Genomic DNA, 19,363 nt, shown 5'->3' with positions numbered 1-19,363 from the left:
CTCTTTTCAGAGTTGAAGTTTGTTGACGCAATCAAATGTCGCTGGCGGCACGGTGCCGGTCACCCCTTTACGAGTGCCAAGCTTTCCGCCAGCAACGCTGATTCGACTCTACGAATTGTTAAAGAACAACAGCCGACTAAAAAGTCGAGACTGGCAAACCACAACGTCATGCTTGACGCTGTGGTTTGCCACCCTTGTGAAGTGATTGGTGGAGGATGACGGGATCGAACCGACGACCCCCTGCTTGCAAAGCAGGTGCTCTCCCAGCTGAGCTAATCCCCCAAGATCTTGACGATCCTCGTGGTGGGTCTGGCTGGATTCGAACCAGCGACCCCCGCCTTATCAAGACGGTGCTCTAACCGACTGAGCTACAGACCCACGCGTTTCATGCGTGCTCCTGTATCGCGCCAACCGGCAAGGCCAGCTCGCCAGGCTCACGCGTTTTCTCACTCACTGTTGTGTGTCTACAGCCGATAAGTGTGGGCGCGCTGAACTCGCATTTTTCGACTCGACTCTCCCGAGCTGCCTAGGCAACCCGACGGTCTCATCATTCTCTAGAAAGGAGGTGATCCAGCCGCACCTTCCGATACGGCTACCTTGTTACGACTTCACCCCAGTCACGAACCCTGCCGTGGTAATCGCCCCCCCTTGCGGTTAGGCTAACTACTTCTGGCAGAACCCGCTCCCATGGTGTGACGGGCGGTGTGTACAAGACCCGGGAACGTATTCACCGCGGCAAGCTGATCCGCGATTACTAGCGATTCCGACTTCACGCAGTCGAGTTGCAGACTGCGATCCGGACTACGACCGGGTTTCTGGGATTAGCTCCCCCTCGCGGGTTGGCAGCCCTCTGTCCCGGCCATTGTATGACGTGTGTAGCCCTACCCATAAGGGCCATGATGACCTGACGTCATCCCCACCTTCCTCCGGTTTGTCACCGGCAGTCTCATTAGAGTGCCCTTTCGTAGCAACTAATGACAAGGGTTGCGCTCGTTGCGGGACTTAACCCAACATCTCACGACACGAGCTGACGACGGCCATGCAGCACCTGTGTCCAGGTTCTCTTTCGAGCACTCCCACATCTCTGCAGGATTCCTGGCATGTCAAGGGTAGGTAAGGTTTTTCGCGTTGCATCGAATTAAACCACATCATCCACCGCTTGTGCGGGTCCCCGTCAATTCCTTTGAGTTTCAACCTTGCGGCCGTACTCCCCAGGCGGTCAACTTCACGCGTTAGCTACGTTACTGAGAAGAAACCCTCCCAACAACCAGTTGACATCGTTTAGGGCGTGGACTACCAGGGTATCTAATCCTGTTTGCTCCCCACGCTTTCGTGCATGAGCGTCAGTACAGGTCCAGGGGATTGCCTTCGCCATCGGTGTTCCTCCGCATATCTACGCATTTCACTGCTACACGCGGAATTCCATCCCCCTCTACCGTACTCTAGCCATGCAGTCACAAATGCAGTTCCCAGGTTGAGCCCGGGGATTTCACATCTGTCTTGCATAACCGCCTGCGCACGCTTTACGCCCAGTAATTCCGATTAACGCTTGCACCCTACGTATTACCGCGGCTGCTGGCACGTAGTTAGCCGGTGCTTATTCTTCAGGTACCGTCATGAACCCCCAGTATTAGTAGGAGTCTTTTCTTCCCTGACAAAAGCGGTTTACAACCCGAAGGCCTTCTTCCCGCACGCGGCATGGCTGGATCAGGGTTGCCCCCATTGTCCAAAATTCCCCACTGCTGCCTCCCGTAGGAGTCTGGGCCGTGTCTCAGTCCCAGTGTGGCTGGTCGTCCTCTCAGACCAGCTACAGATCGTCGGCTTGGTAGGCCTTTACCCCACCAACTACCTAATCTGATATCGGCCGCTCCAATTGCGCGAGGTCTTGCGATCCCCCGCTTTCACCCTCAGGTCGTATGCGGTATTAGCTGCTCTTTCGAGCAGTTATCCCCCACAACTGGGCACGTTCCGATATATTACTCACCCGTTCGCCACTCGTCGCCAGGTTGCCCCGCGTTACCGTTCGACTTGCATGTGTAAGGCATGCCGCCAGCGTTCAATCTGAGCCAGGATCAAACTCTACAGTTCGATCTTGAATAAACTCAACGGAATCGAACAAAGACTACTTTCATAGCTTCATTCATATCTTCCGTGAGCATCTAGCGATTTAACCTTCTCAGGTCGCTCGTCCAGACGCCCACGCTTATCGGCTGTAAATTCTTAAAGAACATCGAAGCAGCTTTCGCTTCAGGCTCTCCGCCTTGCTTCGTCGCACCGCCGATTTGTCGTCAGCAGCGCAGAAGCGAGATTATGAACGATTTCTTTCGAACCCGTCAAGCAGTCAGAGAAATTATTTTCATCAGCGACTGCGAGAATCTCGCCGTCAAATGAAAACTAGCTTTTGCTAGTTATTCATCCGACCACCTCGGCATACCCTCCGAGGCCGCTGTTCAGAACGATGTCGTGAACAGCGAAGACCGCTAGTCTAGCACGAGTTTTTTCACCGGCGCAACTCCCCCGTACGACTTGCTTGGGGAGGTGCGATGTTCGACCGCAGCCGCCCGAGTAGGCGGCTCAATGCAGGCGGGACTGCGGCGCGAGTACTTCCAGAGCCACTTTCGCGGGTTCATCGCTCTCCAGGATGCGAGGCAGCGCAGCAGCCAACCGTGGCACGTCGGCCCGCAGGACCCGTTGCTTGACCGAAGGGATCTGCGACGGGTGCATCGAGAAACTGGTGAGTCCCATGCTCAGGAGCAGATCGGTGAAGGCGGCATCGCCCGCCATTTCGCCGCAGACACTGACTTCCTTCCCGGCCGCTCGCGCCTGCGCGATCGAATGCGCCAGTAGATGGAGGACAGCGGGATGCCACGGGTCATAGAGATGGGCGACCGCCTCATCGGCACGGTCGATGGCCAGCGTGTATTGAATGAGGTCGTTGGTCCCGATCGACACGAAGTCCACATGCCTGAGCAGCTGCGGCAGCATGATCGCCGCCGCAGGCACCTCCACCATCACGCCGAGTTCGACTTCGCCATAAGCCTGACCCGCCTCGTCAAGCTGCGCCTTCACTCGTTTGGCGGCCTCCTGGACCTGACGGATCTCACCCAGATGGGCGACCATCGGGATCAGCAGCTTCACCTTGCCGAACGCGCTCGCCCGATAGATCGCACGCAGTTGCTGGCGGAACATGCTCGGCTCCGCCAGACTCCATCGGATCGCCCGCAGGCCCATGGCCGGGTTGAGCACATGTTCGTGCCGGAGCTCGTTGACCGACATCCGGTCCAGTGGCTTGTCGGCGCCGATATCAACCGTGCGGATCGTCACCGGCAGACCGGCCATCGCTTCGACCGCACTCTTATAGGCGGCGAATTGCTCTTCCTCGCTGGGCAGGTCGCCGTCGCGGTTCATGAAGAGGAACTCACTGCGGAACAGCCCCACGCCAGTTGCGCCGGACGCCAGCGCCGCCACCGTGTCGCCCGGCAACTCGATATTGGCGTGCAGTTCGATTCGCTGCCCATCCATGGTGATCGCCGGCGTGTGCCGCAGGCGAGCGAGACGTGCGTTCTCCAGTTCCGACTGCCGCTGCCGGAAGCGGTATTCCTCCAGCACGATGGGGGACGGGTTGACGATCACCGTCCCCGCGTCGCCATCGATGATGACCCAATCGTCCTGGCGGATCAGCCGCGAGGCCTCTCGCGTTCCCACCACGGCGGGGATGGCCATGCTGCGCGCCACGATCGCGGTATGTGAGGTCTTCCCCCCGATGTCGGTGATGAAGCCCTGAAAGACGCTGCGCTTGAACTGGATCATGTCGGCGGGCGCGATGTCGGCGGCCACCAGCAGCAGCGGATCCTCTCCGGCGAAGTCCCGTGCCACCACGGCGGCCGGTCCACCGGCGGGCGCATCGTCCAGTTCCGCGGCGAGGGCGGCCAGGATGCGCTCGACCACCTGTTCCAGATCCGCCTTGCGCTCGCGCAGGTAGTCGTCTTCCATTTCGTCGAACTGACGCGCCAGGACTTCCAGCTGCGCCGACAGCGCCCATTCGGCGTTGTAGTGGCGATCGACGATCCAATCGCGAGCCGTGTCGACGAGCGCCTCGTCGTTCAGCAGCAGCAGGTGGACATCCAGCAGCGCGTCGAGTTCGTGCGGCGCGTCCTCCGGCAGTTCGGCCTTCAGCCCCTGCAATTCACGGGTGACCACATCGCGGCCCCGCACCAGACGGGCGTACTCCTGCTCCGCATCGGCGGCGGCGATGAAGTAATGCGCGACGTCGACGCGGCTGGAGGCAACCAGCACCGCGCGGCCGATCGCCACGCCGCGAGAAACGGGAATGCCGAAGACCTGGAAACTCATGCGCCGACTTTAGCAGCGGGTTCCGAATCCCCCGGTGGACGAAGGTGAACTCCGCGAAAACCTCTGTGGAGCCGGCGTCAATCACCCCGATGCATGAACGTGACGAGGCCGCGACTGTCACGGTTCGTTCACTTGAGGGTCACCGACGCGTCACCCCGCCCGCTCAGCATCGCGGCCATCACTTCAGCGAGGCTTTGCCATGAGGGATCTGCCGCTGCCTACCCTGCCCTTCTCCGATCTGCGCCCTGTCGAAGCGCCTCGGAGGTCACTTCCAGCCAGTTCGCAAGACGTCGCTGTCGATGCTGCGCGCACTCGCTTCCACGTGGGTTGGGCGCGCACGGAGGACGAAGTCCGCCAGGCCCAGCGCCTGAGGTACCAGGTCTTCGTCGATGAGATGGGCGCGCGCCTGAGCGTGCCGGCCGGCGCGCCCGCCGGGCACGACATCGACCTCTTCGACCCCTTCTGCGAGCACCTGCTGGTGCGCACGCTCGACAAGCACGGACAGCCCGGCGAGGTGATCGGCACCTACCGGGTGCTGACGCCGGAGGCGGCCCGCCGCGCCGGCGGCCTCTACAGCGAAACCGAGTTCGACCTGACCCGCCTGCGCTCGCTGCGTCCCCGCATGGTTGAACTGGGCCGCTCCTGCGTTCACCCGGATCATCGCAACGGCGGCGCCATCATGGCGCTGTGGGGCGCCCTCACCGAATTCATGGTGCGCAACGACCTGGACACGATGATCGGCTGCGCCAGCATCAGCATGCGCGACGGCGGTCACTACGCCGCCAGCCTGTGGCGCCAGCTGGACGCCAGTCACATGGCGGACATCGCCTGGCAAGTGCGTCCGCGCCTGCCGCTGCCGGTCGACGAGCTACGTCAGGACCTGGTGGTCGAGCCACCGCCCCTGATCAAGGGCTACCTGCGGGTCGGCGCGCGCATCCTCGGCCGGCCGGCGTGGGATCCGGACTTCAATACCGCCGACCTGCCGATGATCATGCGCATCGCGGATCTGCCGGCGCGGTACCGGAAGCACTTCCTGGGGCGTCGAGCACACGTTGAGCACAGCGCTGCGAAGCCGGAGCGCCGGTACCCCGCTCCGCTCAATCGCCTCCTCACGCTCGGCATTCGCTCCGCAGGGTACCGGCGCTCCGGCTTCTTCGGATCGCGCGGTTCGTGGGGGCGATTGAAGGGGCTGGCGTTCGCCTTACTGGCCTTCGCCGAACTTGTCGTTGACCAGCGCCGTGATCGCGTCATGCGCGGGCTGTTCGTCCTCGCCGGAGGTCTCGAGTTCGACCTCCGCGCCGATGCCCGCCGCCAGCATCATGACGCCCATGATGCTCTTGGCATTCACGCGACGGCCGTTGCGGGTCATGAAGACCTCTGCCTTGAATCCTCCCGCCAACTTCGTCAACTTCGCCGAGGCCCGGGCATGCAGGCCCAGCTTGTTGCTGATGGTGAGGGTCGACTTGATCATGTGCAGGAAGGATGGGACGAGGAATTGTTGGAGGCGCAGGGCGCCGTCGCGTCGCACAGGATGCCCTGGGTGCCGCCCTGGCTGGCGCGCTGGACCAGCGCCTCCAGGCCTTCGCCGGCGTAGCACAACGAGCGCCACAGCATCGGCACGTTGACGCCGGTCAACACCTTCACCTGCTCGCCCTGCAGGCGCAGCGCCGCATTCGTCGGTGTCGCGCCGTACACGTCGGTCAGCACGAGGGTCTGCTGGTGTCCGGAAGCGATGATCAGCGCGCGCGCCTGCGACTCGACGTCGTCGGCGCTCATCTCAGGCGTCACGTCCAGCACCCTCAGCTGCAGCGAGCAATGCGGGAACGTGTGCTCGGCCACCTGCTTCAGCGCGGTGGCCAGCGGGGCGTGAGCGATCAACAGCAGGCCGGACATGGCGATCATTATCGTGCGGCGCAGCATGGTGCGGGCGTGGCTCGCACAAACCCTCAATCGTGGGGAGGATGCAGCCCCCCCCCGCCCTCAGGGCGGCAGTTCCACCGACCCGAGGAATACGTCCCAGGCTTCCGGGTCGAGGCGTTCGCCTTGCATCAGCAACTGATACAGCCGTCCCCCGCGGGAGAACACCGCCTGCCGCACCTGCTGGCGGGGCTGGCCGGCGCGGGCCTCGAACGATTGCTGGAACGCTTCCGGATCGGCCGCGATACCGCGCATGCCCAAGGGCGCGGACGCCTGCGGGAGCATCTGCCGGGCGATGCCCTCATGCATGCGACGCATCGCCGCGGACGTCGCCCCGGCCTCCCGGAGATCCGTCCAGGTCAACGAGAACTGGGCCCCCCGCGCCTTGCAGCTCAGTGACCGCACGGCGACCGCCTGACCCGCCGGGCCGGGCTGCGTACGCTCCTCGCGGTCTGGCTTGCAAGGAAACATCAATTGCATCTGCGCCCCTTCCGGGCTCACCTTGCGCCAGTTCAACGCCGGACTGCACCCGGCGGCCAGCACCAGCGGGACGATCGAAACAAGCAGGGACAACGAACGCATCGGACGATTATCGAGGGCGTGACGACGACGCGCGCCCCCGGTGCGGCCCACCGCAGCATCCCCCACAATGCCCCGATGAGCGAAGCGAACTCTCCCACGCCCTCCGCCATGGCCCTGACGGGCGTGCGCGTGCTGGATCTCTCCCGCGTGCTGGCGGGCCCCTGGTGCACGCAGACGCTGGCCGATCTCGGCGCGGACGTGATCAAGGTCGAGCGCCCGCCAAAGGGCGGCCACCCAGGGGGGGATGACACCCGCGGATGGGGCCTCCCTATCTGAAGGACCGGGACGGGCAGGACACCGCCGAGGCGGCCTACTACCTCGGCGCGAACCGCAACAAGCGTTCGGTCGCGATCGACATCGCCAGCCCACGGGGTCAGGACTTGATCCGGGAGCTGGCGCGACGGGCCGACGTCCTGGTCGAGAACTACAAGGTCGGCGACCTGACCCGCTACGGGCTCGACGCCGCGGCGCTGCTCGAGATCAATCCGCGCCTCGTGTTCTGCTCGGTGACCGGCTTCGGCCAGACCGGGCCATACCGTGATCGCGCCGGTTACGACTACGCGGTCCAGGGCCTGGGCGGACTGATGAGCGTCACCGGCGAGGCCGACGCGCTGCCCGGCGGCGGGCCGCAGAAGGTCGGCGTGGCGGTGGCCGATCTCTTCACCGGCATGTATGCGACGGTCGCGATCCTCGCCGCGCTCCGCCACCGGGACGCGACAGGCCAGGGTCAGGTCGTCGACATGGCGCTGCTGGACACGCAGGTCGCGATGCTGGCCAACCTCGGCGCCAACTACCTGACGACCGGCAAGGCGCCGCGCCGCATGGGCAACGCCCACCAGAACATCGTGCCGTACCAGGTCTTCCAGGCCAGCGACGGGCACCTGATCGTCGCGGTGGGCAACGACGGTCAGTTCGTCAAGTTCTGCGAGCTCCTCGGCCTGCCGGACCTCCCCCGTGATCCGCGCTACTCGACCAATTCGCAGCGGGTCCGGCATCGGGACGACCTGGTCCCGATGCTGGCCGCCCGCGTCGCCGAAAGACCTCGGCAGCATTGGCTCGATGCGATGGAGGCGGCGAAGGTCCCGGGCGGGGCGATCAACGACCTGGCTGAAGTCTTCGACGACCCACAGGTCCAGCACCGAGGCATGGTGGTGTCGATGGCGCATCCGCAGAGCGATGCGCTGCGGGTGGTCGCCAGTCCGATGAAGCTGTCGGAGACACCCGTGGCCTACCGATTGCCCCCGCCGTTGATGGGGCAGCACACCGACGAGGTTCTCGCCGAGCTCGGACACGGCCCCGACGCGATCGCCGCATGGCGCGAGGAAGGGGTCATCGCATGAGCAGCAAGGATCCGGCGCAGGTCCGGAATGAGGAATCTCCCGGCAAGGGCGTGAACATCGTGCTGGTGCACGGTGCCTGGCTGGGCGCCTGGGCATGGAAGCGGGTGCTCGGACCGTTGCGTGCGGCCGGGCATCACGTGTTCCCGGTGACGTTGAGCGGCGTCGGCGAACGGGCCCATCAACCGCACGCGGACATCCGCCTGCAGACGCACATCGACGATGTGAAGGCGGTCATCGAGTGCGAGGAACTGGCCGATGTCCTGCTCGTCGGCCACAGCTACAGCGGCATGGTGATCACCGGCGTCGCCGATCAGATGCCGGACCGCATCTCGCGACTGGTTTACCTGGACGCCGTGGTGCCGGAACCGGGCGAGTCCTGGTCCAGCCGCCACACACCGGAGACCCAGATCCAGCGTCGCGAGTTGATCTCGAAGTTCGGCCACCTGCCGGTGACCGAGCCCAACGGCATGGGCCTGAAGCCGGACGACTTTGACTGGATGATGCGCTGCCAGCGCCCGCAGCCCGGCGGCGTCTATGACAGCCCGCTCGACTTCGACCAGGCGGCGTGGCTGAAGCGCCCACGCACCTTCATCGACTGCAACCGTCCGGCCCTCCTCACCATCGCCGCCGCGCGTGAACGCGCGCGCAGCCAGCCCGGCTGGGAGCTCTTCGAGATCCCCACCGGTCATCAGGTCATGGTTTCCGCTCCAAAGGAACTCACCGAACGTCTCCTGATGCTCGCTGACCGCCAGGCCCAGGAGCCCTGACGGCGTCCTCGGTAGCAACACCGTCGAAGGACGGCAGTGGATGGGGACGGCAGGTCGTGAGGTTTCCGCGCTTGCCGCGGGGGCCTCATGACCTGGCGGCCAAGGCTCGGCGCAAGCAGTCCAGGAACGTCCGCCATCCGCCCCCGACACCCGAGCAATCGTGAGCCATTTCACGCCATCCACCCAGGGGGGCGATTGCCCCCGAGTCACGGGATGGCCTCCCCCGGGACCGCGCGGAACCATGGCGCCTCCCTGCCCCGGCATGCCGCCGGAGGCTCACAAGAACGAGAGAGCATGTCCCGCCCGCCCCCCTCCATTGCCGCGCCGTTGGCTGCCAATGACATGGCGCAGCCCCCGAGCGATTCGCAATGGGGCGACATCGTCCAGCAGCTCGGCGCCGAGATCGCCGGCCCGTTGAGCGCGGCGCTGGAGCGGATCCACACGCTGATCAGCACGGGCCAGATCGATCGCCAGGGCTTGCGGGCGCTGCGCGACTCGGTGGCGCAGGCACGCGAGGCGGGCATGGTGAGTCAGCAGCTGGCGCGGCTGGCATCGGGACGGCTGAGGCTGTCCCGCGAGCGCGTGCCGCTGACGCAGGTGCTGCGCGGCGTGCTGACGCAGCGCAGCCGCGAGACGCAGGCCCGCGGCATCCAGATCCGGCAGCTGCTGCAGCCGATCGAGGTGGTCACCGACGCGTCGCTGCTGTTTTCGCTGCTGAACGCGGTGATGGACTGGGCGCTCGCCAACACGCATTCCTCGCTGGAGATGCGGCTGGACGTGACGCCGTGGCCCGCCAAGGCGCGACTGATGTGTCGCTTCGCCCACCGCTCGCTGGACCTGGGCAGTGCCCCGTCGGCGGTGATCAACGCGCCGCCGGAGTCGCTGAACTCGCTGCACTGGCGCCTGATCGAGCAGACCGCGCTGACCCTCGGCGCGCTGCCGCTGCGCGACGACGAAGCCGGCATCACGATGCTGACGCTGGAGTTTCCGCATGTCGCCGTCGACGAGCCCGCCGCGCCGCACGAACTGGCGCCGCCGGCCCGGCCGGAACGGCCCGAGCTCGACGATCCGACGCCGTCGCACAACTCCAAGCCGCTGGCAGGCTGCCATCTGTTGATCGTCTCGCCGCGCCGCGAGGTGCGTCAGGAGATCCAGAACGCCGTGCGCCACATGGGATTGATCATCGACGCCGTCGGCTCGATGGACGAGGCGCTGCAGTTCTGCGAGGAGGGGCTGCCACACGGCATCGCTTTCGAGCAGTCGATGCGCGACGCCGACTTCGACCGCCTGCGCGCCGACATCACCGGCGAGGTGCCCAGCTTCAGCTTCATCGAAGTGCTGGACGGCGATCAGCAGACGCAGCTGTCCACGGCCACGGCGGACCACATGGCGCGGATCTCGCGCCAGAACCTGCAGGACGCGCTGCCGTCGGTGCTGCTGTTCGAGTTGTCCAAGGCGCTCTGAAGCCCGGGCCATCCGACCCGGAGCCGCCCCTCGGCGCCGCCCCTCGCCGCCGCCTTGGGCGGGCACCCGGCTTAAGCCCCTCCAAAGTGGCGGGCCGACACCCTCGCGCATACACTCGCGCACCATGAAGCTGCCTCGCTGGTCCGGACTCCTGCTGCTGGTTGCCGCCGTCGGTGTCGGCGCCGGCCTCGCCTATGAGGGCTTGAAGCCCGAACCTGCCCCGCAGGTGAACTACGTGCTGCTCGACGGCTCGAAGCACGCCTCCGCGCAGGCGTGGCCCGGCAAGGTGATGCTGGTCAATTTCTGGGCGACCTCCTGCACGACCTGCGTCAAGGAAATGCCGCAGGTCATCGCGACGCACCAGAAGTACAAGGACAAGGGTTTCGACACGCTGGCCGTGGCCATGAGCTACGACCCGCCGGCCTACGTCGCCAACTACGCCGAGACGCGCAACCTGCCCTTCGGCGTCGCGATGGACAGCACCGGCGAGATCGCCGCAGCTTCGGCAAGGTGCAGCTCACGCCGACCACCTTCCTGATCAACAAGCGCGGCGAGATCGTCAAGCGCTTCGTCGGCGAACCCGACTTCGCCGCGCTGCACGGCACGATCGAGAAGCTGCTCGCCGAAAGCTGAGCCCGCGCCGCCCCGCCGATCCATGCCGCTGTCGAGCGGCATTTTTCATGGTCGAACCGCGCCGTCGACCGGGCGCGGATCGGCGGACGATGCGAGGCCGGCACGACCTCGATGCCCCCTCGCGATCCCCTCGTGTTCCCCTCGAATGCGCGGGTTAGCCCCGACGCTTTGCGATTCTTTTCCTCGGGTACACCAGGCTGCTGTCGCCAGATACTAGGGTAGCGACATAGCAAGCATCGCCCGCCCGAATGAACACGAACAAGAACCTGCCCGGCACGCCGGGGACTGTGATCTCCCCGCTTTCCCACGCGTTCACGCACCGGCGACAGCGAGGTCGGGCGACGCCCTGGGTCCTCGGCCTTCTCGTGCTGGCCGTCGCGGCCGGCGGCTGGTGGTGGTGGAAGGGCCGCGGCGCCGACGGCGCGGCGGGCGGACCCGCCTCGGCCGCCAGCGGACCGGGCGGTGCCGGCGGCCCCGGTGGTGGTCCCGGTCGCGGCGGCCGCTTCGCCGCCAACCGCGTGCAGCCCGTGTCGGTGATGCCCGCGCGGCTGCAGGACATCCGCCACACCGCTGCCGCGATCGGCACGATCAGCGCGTCCAACACCGCCGTCGTGCGCGCGCAGGTCAGCGGCGTGCTGCAGCAGATCCATTTCACCGAAGGCCAGCAGGTCAAGGCCGGCCAGACGCTCGCACAGATCGACCCGCGTGCGTTCCAGGCCGCGCTCGGCCAGGCCGAAGGCCAGCTCGCCCGCGACAAGGCCACGCTGGACAACGCCCGCATCGACCTCACGCGCTACCAGGACCTGCTCGCCAAGGACGCGATCGCGCGCCAGCAGGTCGACACGCAGCAGGCCACGGTCAACCAGCTTGTCGGCACGGTCAAGGCCGATCAGGCCGCCGTCGACAGCGCGCGGCTGCAGGTCACCTACAGCCGGGTGCAGGCGCCGATCTCGGGCCGCGTCGGCCTGAAGCAGGCGGACATCGGCAACGTCGTGCAGACCGGCGACACCAACGGCATCGTCAGCATCACGCAGACGCGCCCGATCGCGCTGACCTTCGCCGTGCCCTCGGCGCTGCTGCCGCAGGTCAGTGCCGGATTGAAGGGCAAGACCGCGATGACGGTCGAGGCCTGGAGCCGCGACGGCAAGACGCGCCTGGCCACCGGCAAGCTCGCGACCGCCGACAACGCGATCGACATCACCACCGACACGATCAAGCTCAAGGCGCTGTTCCCGAACGACGACGATGCGCTGTTTCCCAACCAGTCGGTCAGCGTGAAGCTGCAGCTCGCGACCGAGCAGAACCGCCTGGCCGTGCCGGCCGCCGCGGTGCTGCGCGGCGCGCAGGGCTTCTACGTCTACGTCGTGGGCGCGGACAACGCCGTCACCACGCGGGTCGTGCAGACCGGCGCGGTCGACGGCGACTGGATGGCCGTGGACGGCAAGGTCGAACCGGGTGATCGCGTCGTCATCGATGGCGTCGACCGGCTGCGCGAAGGTGCGAAGGTCGAGGTCATCGCCGCCGATCCGAAGCAGCGCGCCGGCGCGAACGCGGCACCGCGTCGCGGCCGTGGCGCGAGCGCACCGGGCGGCGCCGCTTCCGGCGCTTGGGGCGAAGGCCGCAGGGCTTCGGGCGCGTCGTCGCCCCAGGGCTCCGGCAATCCGGCCGACGCCGCGGTGCGCGCGCCGACGGCGGAAGCTCGCAACGACGCGGCGCAGTCCGGCGGCGAACGTCCCGCCTGGCTGGACCGCCTGCCGCCCGATGTCCAAGAGAAGGTCATGAAGATGAGTCCCGCCGAGCGGGAAGCCTGGATCGCCGAGCGACGCGCCGAACGCGCGAAGCGGCAGGCGGCCTCGGGCGGCGGCAACTGATCGAGGCCCGGCCATGGCCATGAACCCGTCCCGTCCCTTCATCGAGCGGCCGGTCGCGACCTCGCTGCTGATGCTGGCCATCCTGCTGGCCGGCCTGCTCGCCTACCGGCTGCTGCCGCTGTCCGCGCTGCCGGAGGTCGACTACCCGACCATCCAGGTCACGACGCTCTATCCGGGCGCGAGCCCCGACGTCATCTCGACCACCGTCACCGCGCCGCTGGAGCGCCAGTTCGGCCAGATGCCGGGCCTGAGCCAGATGACCTCGTCGAGTTCGGGCGGCGCCTCGGTGATCACGCTGCGCTTCTCGCTGGGCCTGTCGCTGGACGTCGCCGAGCAGGAAGTGCAGGCCGCGATCAACGCCGGCAGCAACCTGCTGCCCAGCGATCTGCCGATGCCACCGGTCTACAGCAAGGTCAACCCGGCCGACGCGCCGGTGATGACGATCGCCGTGACCTCGCCATCGCTGCCGGTGATCAAGGTCCACGACCTGGTGGAGAACCGGCTCGCGCCCAAGCTGTCGCAGGTGGACGGCGTGGGCCTGGTCAGCATTGCCGGCGGCCGGCGGCCCGCCGTGCGCATCCAGGCGAATCCGCGAGCGCTGGCGGCACTGGGACTGTCGCTGGACGATGTGCGCAGCGCCATCGCCTCGGCCAACGTCAACCAGGCCAAGGGCAGCTTCGACGGCGCGCAGCGCGCGTCGACGATCGATGCCAACGACCAGTTGCGCTCCGCTGCCGAATACCAGAACCTGATCATCGCCTGGAAGAACGGCAACCCGCTGCGCCTGAACGACGTCGCGGAGATCGTCGACGACGCCGAGAACCTGCGCCTGGCGGCCTGGGCCGACACGACGCCCGGCGTGATCCTGAACGTGCAGCGTCAGCCCGGCGCCAACGTGATCCAGACCGTCGACCGCGTGAAGGCGCTGCTGCCCAAGCTGCAGGGCACGCTGCCCGCGTCCGTGGACGTGCAGATCCTGTCCGACCGGACGACGACGATCCGCGCCTCGGTCGACGACACCGAGATCGAGCTGCTGCTCGCGATCGTGCTGGTGGTGGCGGTGATCTTCCTGTTCCTGCGCAGCGGCAGTGCCACGCTGATCCCGAGCGTCGCGGTGCCGCTGTCGCTGATCGGCACCTTCGGCGTGATGTACCTCGCCGGCTTCTCGATCAACAACCTGACGCTGATGGCGCTGACCATCTCGACCGGCTTCGTCGTCGACGACGCGATCGTCATGATCGAGAACATCGCCCGCTACGTCGAGGAGGGCGACTCGCCGATGGAGGCGGCCATCAAGGGCTCGAAGCAGATCGGCTTCACCATCATCTCGCTGACGGTCTCGCTCATCGCGGTGCTGATCCCGCTGCTGTTCATGGGCGACGTGGTCGGCCGGCTGTTCCATGAATTCGCGATCACGCTGGCGGTGTCCATCCTGATCTCGGCCTTCGTCTCGCTGACGCTGACGCCGATGATGAGCGCCCGGCTGCTGAAGCCCGAGGTCGAGCAGAAGCACTCGCGCCTGGGCACCTGGTTCGGCGAGAAGTTCGACGCCATGATCCGGGCCTACGGCCGCGGCCTGGACTGGGTGCTGGACCGTCCGGTGCTGACGCTGCTGGGCTTCTTCGGGACGCTGGCGCTGACGGCGCTGCTGTACGTCGTCGTGCCCAAGGGCTTCTTCCCGGTGCAGGACACCGGCCTGCTGCAGGTCATCACCGAGGCGACGCAGAGCACCTCCTTCGACGCGATGAGCGAGCGCCAGCAGAAGCTCGCCGAGGTCTTCCTGAAGGATCCCGACGTCGACCACATCGCGTCCTTCATCGGCGTCGACGGCGCCAATGCGTCGCTGAACACCGGCCGCATGCAGATCACGCTGAAGCCGTTCTCGGCGCGTCACGCGTCCGCGACGGAGATCATCGCGCGGCTGGGCGACGCGAACCGGCAGGTGCCGGGCATCACCGCCTACATGCAGCCGGTGCAGGACCTGACGATCGAGGACCGCATCTCCAAGACGCAGTACCAGTTCCTGCTGAGTTCGCCGGACTCGGGCGACCTGCAGAAGGCCAACGACCAGTTGCTGGAGCGGCTCAAGCAATTGCCGCAACTGGCCGACGTCGCCAGCGACCTGCAGAACCAGGGCCTGCAGGCCGGGGTGCAGATCGACCGCGAGGCGGCGGGCCGGCTCGGCGTGACGATCGCGGCGATCGACACCGCGCTCTACAACGCCTTCGGCCAGCGGCTGATCTCGACGATCTACACGCAGTCCAGCCAATACCGGGTCGTGCTCGAAGCGGCGCCGGAGTTCCGCAGCGGACCGCGCGCGCTCGAAGGCCTGTACGTGCCCGGCAGCACGACGACGACCGGTGCCACCGGCACGGCGTCGACCACCTCGGTTCAGGTGCCGCTGAGCTCGGTCGCGCAGATCGTCGAGCGCCCCGCCGCGCTGGCGATCAACCACGTCGCGCAGTTCCCGGCCGCGACGATCTCGTTCAACCTGCCGCCGGGCGTCGCGCTCGGCGATGCGGTGAACGCGATCAAGGCGGAGCAGGCCCAGCTCGACCTGCCCATCAGCGTCGAGACCAGCTTCCAGGGCGCGGCGGAGGCCTTCAGCAACTCGCTGTCGAGCACGCTGTTCCTGATCCTGGCGGCTGTGGTCACGATGTACATCGTGCTGGGCGTGCTCTACGAGAGCTACATCCACCCGGTCACCATCCTGTCGACGCTGCCGTCGGCCGGCGTCGGCGCGTTGCTGGCGCTGCTGCTCGGCGGGCTGGACCTGGGGATCATCGCGATCATCGGCATCGTGCTGCTGATCGGCATCGTCAAGAAGAACGCGATCATGATGATCGACTTCGCGCTCGAGGCCGAGCGCGAGCAGGGACTCGAGCCGCGCGCCGCGATCCACCAGGCCTCGCTGCTGCGCTTCCGCCCCATCCTGATGACGACGATGGCCGCGCTGCTGGGCGCGTTGCCGCTGATGCTGGGCACCGGCGTCGGCCATGAACTGCGGCACCCGCTGGGCGTGACCATGGTCGGCGGCCTGATCGTGAGTCAGCTGCTGACGCTGTTCACGACGCCGGTGATCTACCTGGGCTTCGCGCGGATGGCGCAGCGCTGGCGCGAGCGCCGCCGCAGTCCTGGGTCGGATTCGGGCTCTGGATCGGAGGCGACGGGCCCGAGCGCCGGGCCGCCCCAAGCCGGGCCCGACCCTCTCGGAGGGTCGATCGCCGTACCCGGCGATCGGGGTGCTCCATGAATATTTCGGCGCCGTTCATCGCGAGGCCGGTCGCGACGACGCTGATCACGATCGGCATCGCGCTGGCGGGGATGCTCGGGTATCACTTCCTGCCGATCGCGCCGCTGCCGCAGGTGGACTTCCCGACGATCTCGGTGTCCGCCTCGCTGCCGGGCGCGAGTCCGGACACGATGGCCGCGACCGTGGCGACGCCGCTGGAGCGCGCGCTCGGCAGCATCGCGGGCGTCACCGAGATCACGTCGCGTTCAGCGCTGGGATCGAGCAACGTCACGCTGCAGTTCGACCTGAGCCGCGACATCGATGGTGCCGCGCGCGACGTGCAGGCCGCGATCAACGCGGCGCGCACGCTGCTGCCGACCGGCATGCCGAGCAACCCGACCTACCGCAAGGTGAACCCGGCCGACGCGCCGATCATGATCCTGGCGCTGACCTCGCAGACGCTGACGCGCGGCCAGATGTACGACACCGCGTCCACCGTGCTGGCGCAGCGGCTGGCGCAGGTCGGCGGCGTCGGGCAGGTCAACGTCGGCGGCGGCGCGCTGCCGGCGGTGCGGGTCGAGCTCAACCCGGACAAGCTGGCCGCGAACGGCATCTCGCTGGACCAGGTGCGCCAGGCCATCACCAACACCAACGCGAACCGGCCCAAGGGTGCCGTCGAGGAGTCGGGCCGCTACTGGCAGGTCGGCGCGAACGACCAGGCGCGCACCGCCTCCGAATACGCGCCGGTGGTGCTCTCCTACCGCGACGGCGCCGCGCTGCGGCTGCGCGACGTGGCGGACGTCAGCGACTCGGTCCAGGACGTGCGCAACTACGGCGCCTCCAACGGCCAGCCGGCGATCCTGCTGTTCATCCAGAAGGAGCCGGGCGCCAACATCATCGAGACGGTGCAGCACGTGCGCGAGCTGCTGCCGCGGCTGCAGGCCTCCATCCCGCCCGCGATCGACCTCAAGGTCATCAGCGACCGCACGCCCACCATCCGCGCCTCGCTGGACGAGGTGCAGCGCGCGATGGCGATCGCGGTCGGCCTCGTCATCCTGGTGGTGCTGCTGTTCCTGCGCAGCTGGCGCGCGACGCTGCTGCCGGCGGTCGCCGTGCCGGTGTCGCTGGCCGGCACCTTCGGCGTCATGTACCTGTGCGGCTACAGCCTGGACAACCTGTCGGCGATGGCGCTGACGGTGGCCACCGGCTTCGTCGTGGACGACGCGATCGTGGTGCTCGAGAACATCACCCGCTACATCGAGCAGGGCCTGCAGCCCGTCGAGGCCGCGCTGCGCGGCGCGCGAGAGATCGGCTTCACGGTGATCTCGATCAGCCTGTCGCTGGTGGCGGTGTTCATCCCCATCCTGCTGATGGGTGGCGTCGTCGGGCGCCTGTTCCGCGAATTCGCCGTCGTGCTGTCGGCCTCCATCCTGGTGTCGATGATCGTGTCGCTGACGACGACGCCGATGATGGCCTCGCGCGTGCTGAAGCCGCGCAAGGAACCCGAGCCGGGCGCCGCGACGAAACGCAAGGGCTGGTTCGCGCGCGCCGCGGGACGGTTCAACCGCGCGCTGGCGCGCGGCTACCGGCGCTCGCTGATGTGGACGCTGCGGCACCAGCCGGTGGCGCTGCTGTCGCTGGTGGCGGTGGTCGCCCTGAACGTGCATCTCTACGGCGCGATCCCCAAGACCTTCTTCCCCCAGCAGGACACCGGTGTGCTGATCGGCGGCGTGCAGGCGGACCAGGGCAGCTCCTTCGAGATGATGCGCAAGCGGGTCGACCGCTTCATGGAGATCATCCTGTCCGATCCGGCGGTGGAGAACGTCAACGGCAACACCGGCGGCGGGCAGCGCAACGGCGCCAACTTCTACATCACGCTCAAGCCGCTGAAGGAACGCAAGGTCTCGGCGGACCAGGTCGTGAACCGGCTGCGCGACAAGATGGCGCATGAGCCCGGCGCCAACCTGTTCCTCGTGCCGGTGCAGGACATCCGCATCGGCGGCCGGCAGGCCAACGCGCAGTACCAGTTCACGCTGCAGGCGGACGACCTGGAGGTCCTGCGCGAATGGGAGCCGCGCGTGCGCAACGCGCTGTCGCAACTGCCGGACCTGACCGACGTCAACACCGACCAGCAGGACAAGGGCGTGCAGACCTCGCTGGTCATCGATCGGGACGCGGCCGCGCGGCTGGGCGTGACGGTGAGCACCATCGACACGACGCTGAACAACGCCTTCGGCCAACGCCAGGTCGGCGTCATCTACAACCCGCTGAACCAGTACCGCGTGGTGATGGAGCTGGCCCCGCAGTACCTGCAGGGGCCGGAGACGCTGCGCAAGCTCTACGTCACGAGCAGCACGGGCGCGCAGGTGCCGCTGTCGGCGTTCAGCCGTTTCGAGACGACCAACACGCCGCTGTCGGTGAACCACCAGAGCGGCTCGCCGGCATCGACGATCAGCTTCAACCTGCCCGAGGGCGTGTCGCTGTCGCAGGCCACGGACGCGATCGGCAACGCGATGTCGGAGCTGGGCGTGCCGGTCTCGGTGCGCGGCACCTTCGCGGGCACCGCCAACGCATTCCAGGACGCGCTGAAGTCGCAGCCGATCCTCATCGGCGCGGCCATCATCGCGATCTACCTGGTGCTGGGCATGCTCTACGAGAGCCTGGTGCATCCGGTGACCATCCTGTCGACCCTGCCGTCGGCGGGCGTGGGCGCGCTGCTGGCGCTGATGATGTTCAACACGGAGTTCTCGATCATCGCGTTGATCGGCGTGATCCTGCTGATCGGCATCGTCAAGAAGAACGCGATCATGATGATCGACTTCGCCATCGCGCGGCAGCGCACGACGGCGCACCTGACGGCGGGCGCGGCGATCTTCCGCGCCGCGAAGCTGCGGCTGCGGCCGATCCTGATGACGACCTTCGCCGCGATCTTCGGCGCGGTGCCGCTGGCGCTGGGCAGCGGCGACGGCGCCGAGCTGCGCAAGCCGCTGGGCATCGCGATCGTCGGCGGCCTGATCCTGAGCCAGGTGCTGACGCTCTACACGACGCCGGTCGTCTTCGTGACGATGGAGCGGCTGCGCCAGCGCGTGATGAAGCGCCGCGCGGCCAGGCGCGCCGCGAAGGTCGCAAAGGCCGCCAAGGCCTCGCACGCCGCGCCCCCGATGAATCCCGAGCCGCCCCCGGCTCCGACCCTGCAGGGCTGAG

Annotated in this window: 9 protein-coding genes, 2 tRNA genes, 1 rRNA gene and 3 pseudogenes; 8 read left to right on the top strand and 7 right to left on the bottom strand. The window is 67.0% G+C overall.

The genetic code is table 11. The features are described 5' to 3' along the window. Positions 1-206: 206 nt before the first annotated feature. The 4 genes from ACFJIX_RS10460 to ptsP form a co-directional block, all read right to left on the bottom strand. Positions 207-282 (bottom strand) — tRNA-Ala (locus ACFJIX_RS10460). Between the two features lie 19 nt (positions 283-301). Beyond that, positions 302-378 (bottom strand) — tRNA-Ile (locus ACFJIX_RS10455). Positions 379-558: 180 nt separating this feature from the next. After that, positions 559-2,088 (bottom strand): 16S ribosomal RNA (locus ACFJIX_RS10450). 486 nt (positions 2,089-2,574) lie between these two features. Next, positions 2,575-4,353, bottom strand: a complete 1,779-nt coding sequence (gene ptsP, locus ACFJIX_RS10445; protein WP_377159737.1) for a phosphoenolpyruvate--protein phosphotransferase — start codon at positions 4,351-4,353, stop codon at positions 2,575-2,577. A gap of 199 nt (positions 4,354-4,552) precedes the next feature. On the opposite strand from ptsP, the pseudogene ACFJIX_RS10440 reads away from it, so the two are divergent. Then, positions 4,553-5,395, top strand: a pseudogene (locus ACFJIX_RS10440) (GNAT family N-acetyltransferase); the annotation flags it as partial. 159 nt (positions 5,396-5,554) lie between these two features. Here ACFJIX_RS10440 and ACFJIX_RS10435 read toward each other — a convergent pair. The 3 genes from ACFJIX_RS10435 to ACFJIX_RS10425 form a co-directional block, all read right to left on the bottom strand. After that, positions 5,555-5,824 carry an HPr family phosphocarrier protein gene (locus ACFJIX_RS10435; protein ID WP_067281479.1) on the bottom strand — a complete coding sequence of 90 codons (270 nt, stop codon included), beginning with the start codon at positions 5,822-5,824 and terminating at the stop codon, positions 5,555-5,557. Then, positions 5,821-6,246, bottom strand: coding sequence for a PTS sugar transporter subunit IIA (locus ACFJIX_RS10430; RefSeq protein ID WP_377159735.1), 426 nt, complete (start codon positions 6,244-6,246; stop codon positions 5,821-5,823). The genes ACFJIX_RS10435 and ACFJIX_RS10430 overlap by 4 nt, the downstream gene beginning before the upstream one ends. 87 nt (positions 6,247-6,333) lie before the next feature. Beyond that, positions 6,334-6,903 (bottom strand): hypothetical protein, encoded by a 570-nt coding sequence (locus tag ACFJIX_RS10425; protein WP_377159733.1) that lies wholly within the window; start codon positions 6,901-6,903, stop codon positions 6,334-6,336. A gap of 24 nt (positions 6,904-6,927) precedes the next feature. Between ACFJIX_RS10425 and ACFJIX_RS10420 the strand changes: the two are divergent. The 7 genes and pseudogenes from ACFJIX_RS10420 to ACFJIX_RS10390 all read left to right on the top strand — a co-directional run bounded on the left by ACFJIX_RS10420 (position 6,928) and on the right by ACFJIX_RS10390 (position 19,362). Beyond that, positions 6,928-8,192: pseudogene (locus ACFJIX_RS10420) on the top strand (CaiB/BaiF CoA transferase family protein). Next, entirely contained in the window at positions 8,189-8,959 is a 771-nt protein-coding gene (locus ACFJIX_RS10415; protein WP_377159731.1) for an alpha/beta fold hydrolase, read from the top strand. Before ACFJIX_RS10420 ends, ACFJIX_RS10415 begins: the two are co-directional and overlap by 4 nt. Before the next feature lie 294 nt (positions 8,960-9,253). Next, positions 9,254-10,423 (top strand): hypothetical protein, encoded by a 1,170-nt coding sequence (locus ACFJIX_RS10410; RefSeq protein ID WP_377159729.1) that lies wholly within the window; start codon positions 9,254-9,256, stop codon positions 10,421-10,423. A 124-nt stretch (positions 10,424-10,547) separates the two neighbouring features. After that, positions 10,548-11,056 (top strand): annotated as a pseudogene (locus ACFJIX_RS10405) (TlpA disulfide reductase family protein). A 248-nt stretch (positions 11,057-11,304) separates the two neighbouring features. Next, entirely contained in the window at positions 11,305-12,927 is a 1,623-nt protein-coding gene (locus tag ACFJIX_RS10400; RefSeq protein ID WP_377159727.1) for an MdtA/MuxA family multidrug efflux RND transporter periplasmic adaptor subunit, read from the top strand. A gap of 19 nt (positions 12,928-12,946) precedes the next feature. Further along, on the top strand, positions 12,947-16,180 hold the full coding sequence (locus ACFJIX_RS10395) for an MdtB/MuxB family multidrug efflux RND transporter permease subunit (protein ID WP_377161708.1): 3,234 nt from the start codon (positions 12,947-12,949) through the stop codon (positions 16,178-16,180). Continuing rightward, a complete protein-coding gene (locus tag ACFJIX_RS10390; RefSeq protein ID WP_377159725.1) occupies positions 16,177-19,362 on the top strand; it encodes a multidrug efflux RND transporter permease subunit in 3,186 nt (1,061 codons plus the stop codon). The genes ACFJIX_RS10395 and ACFJIX_RS10390 overlap by 4 nt, the downstream gene beginning before the upstream one ends. The last annotated feature ends 1 nt before the right edge of the window (position 19,363 follow it).

The sequence above is a fragment of the Roseateles sp. UC29_93 genome, assembly GCF_042695725.1.
In the GTDB taxonomy this organism is placed as follows: domain Bacteria; phylum Pseudomonadota; class Gammaproteobacteria; order Burkholderiales; family Burkholderiaceae_C; genus Roseateles; species Roseateles noduli_A.
The sequence above is the reverse complement of the archived record's forward strand: the minus strand, read 5'-3'. Positions and strand labels throughout refer to the sequence as shown.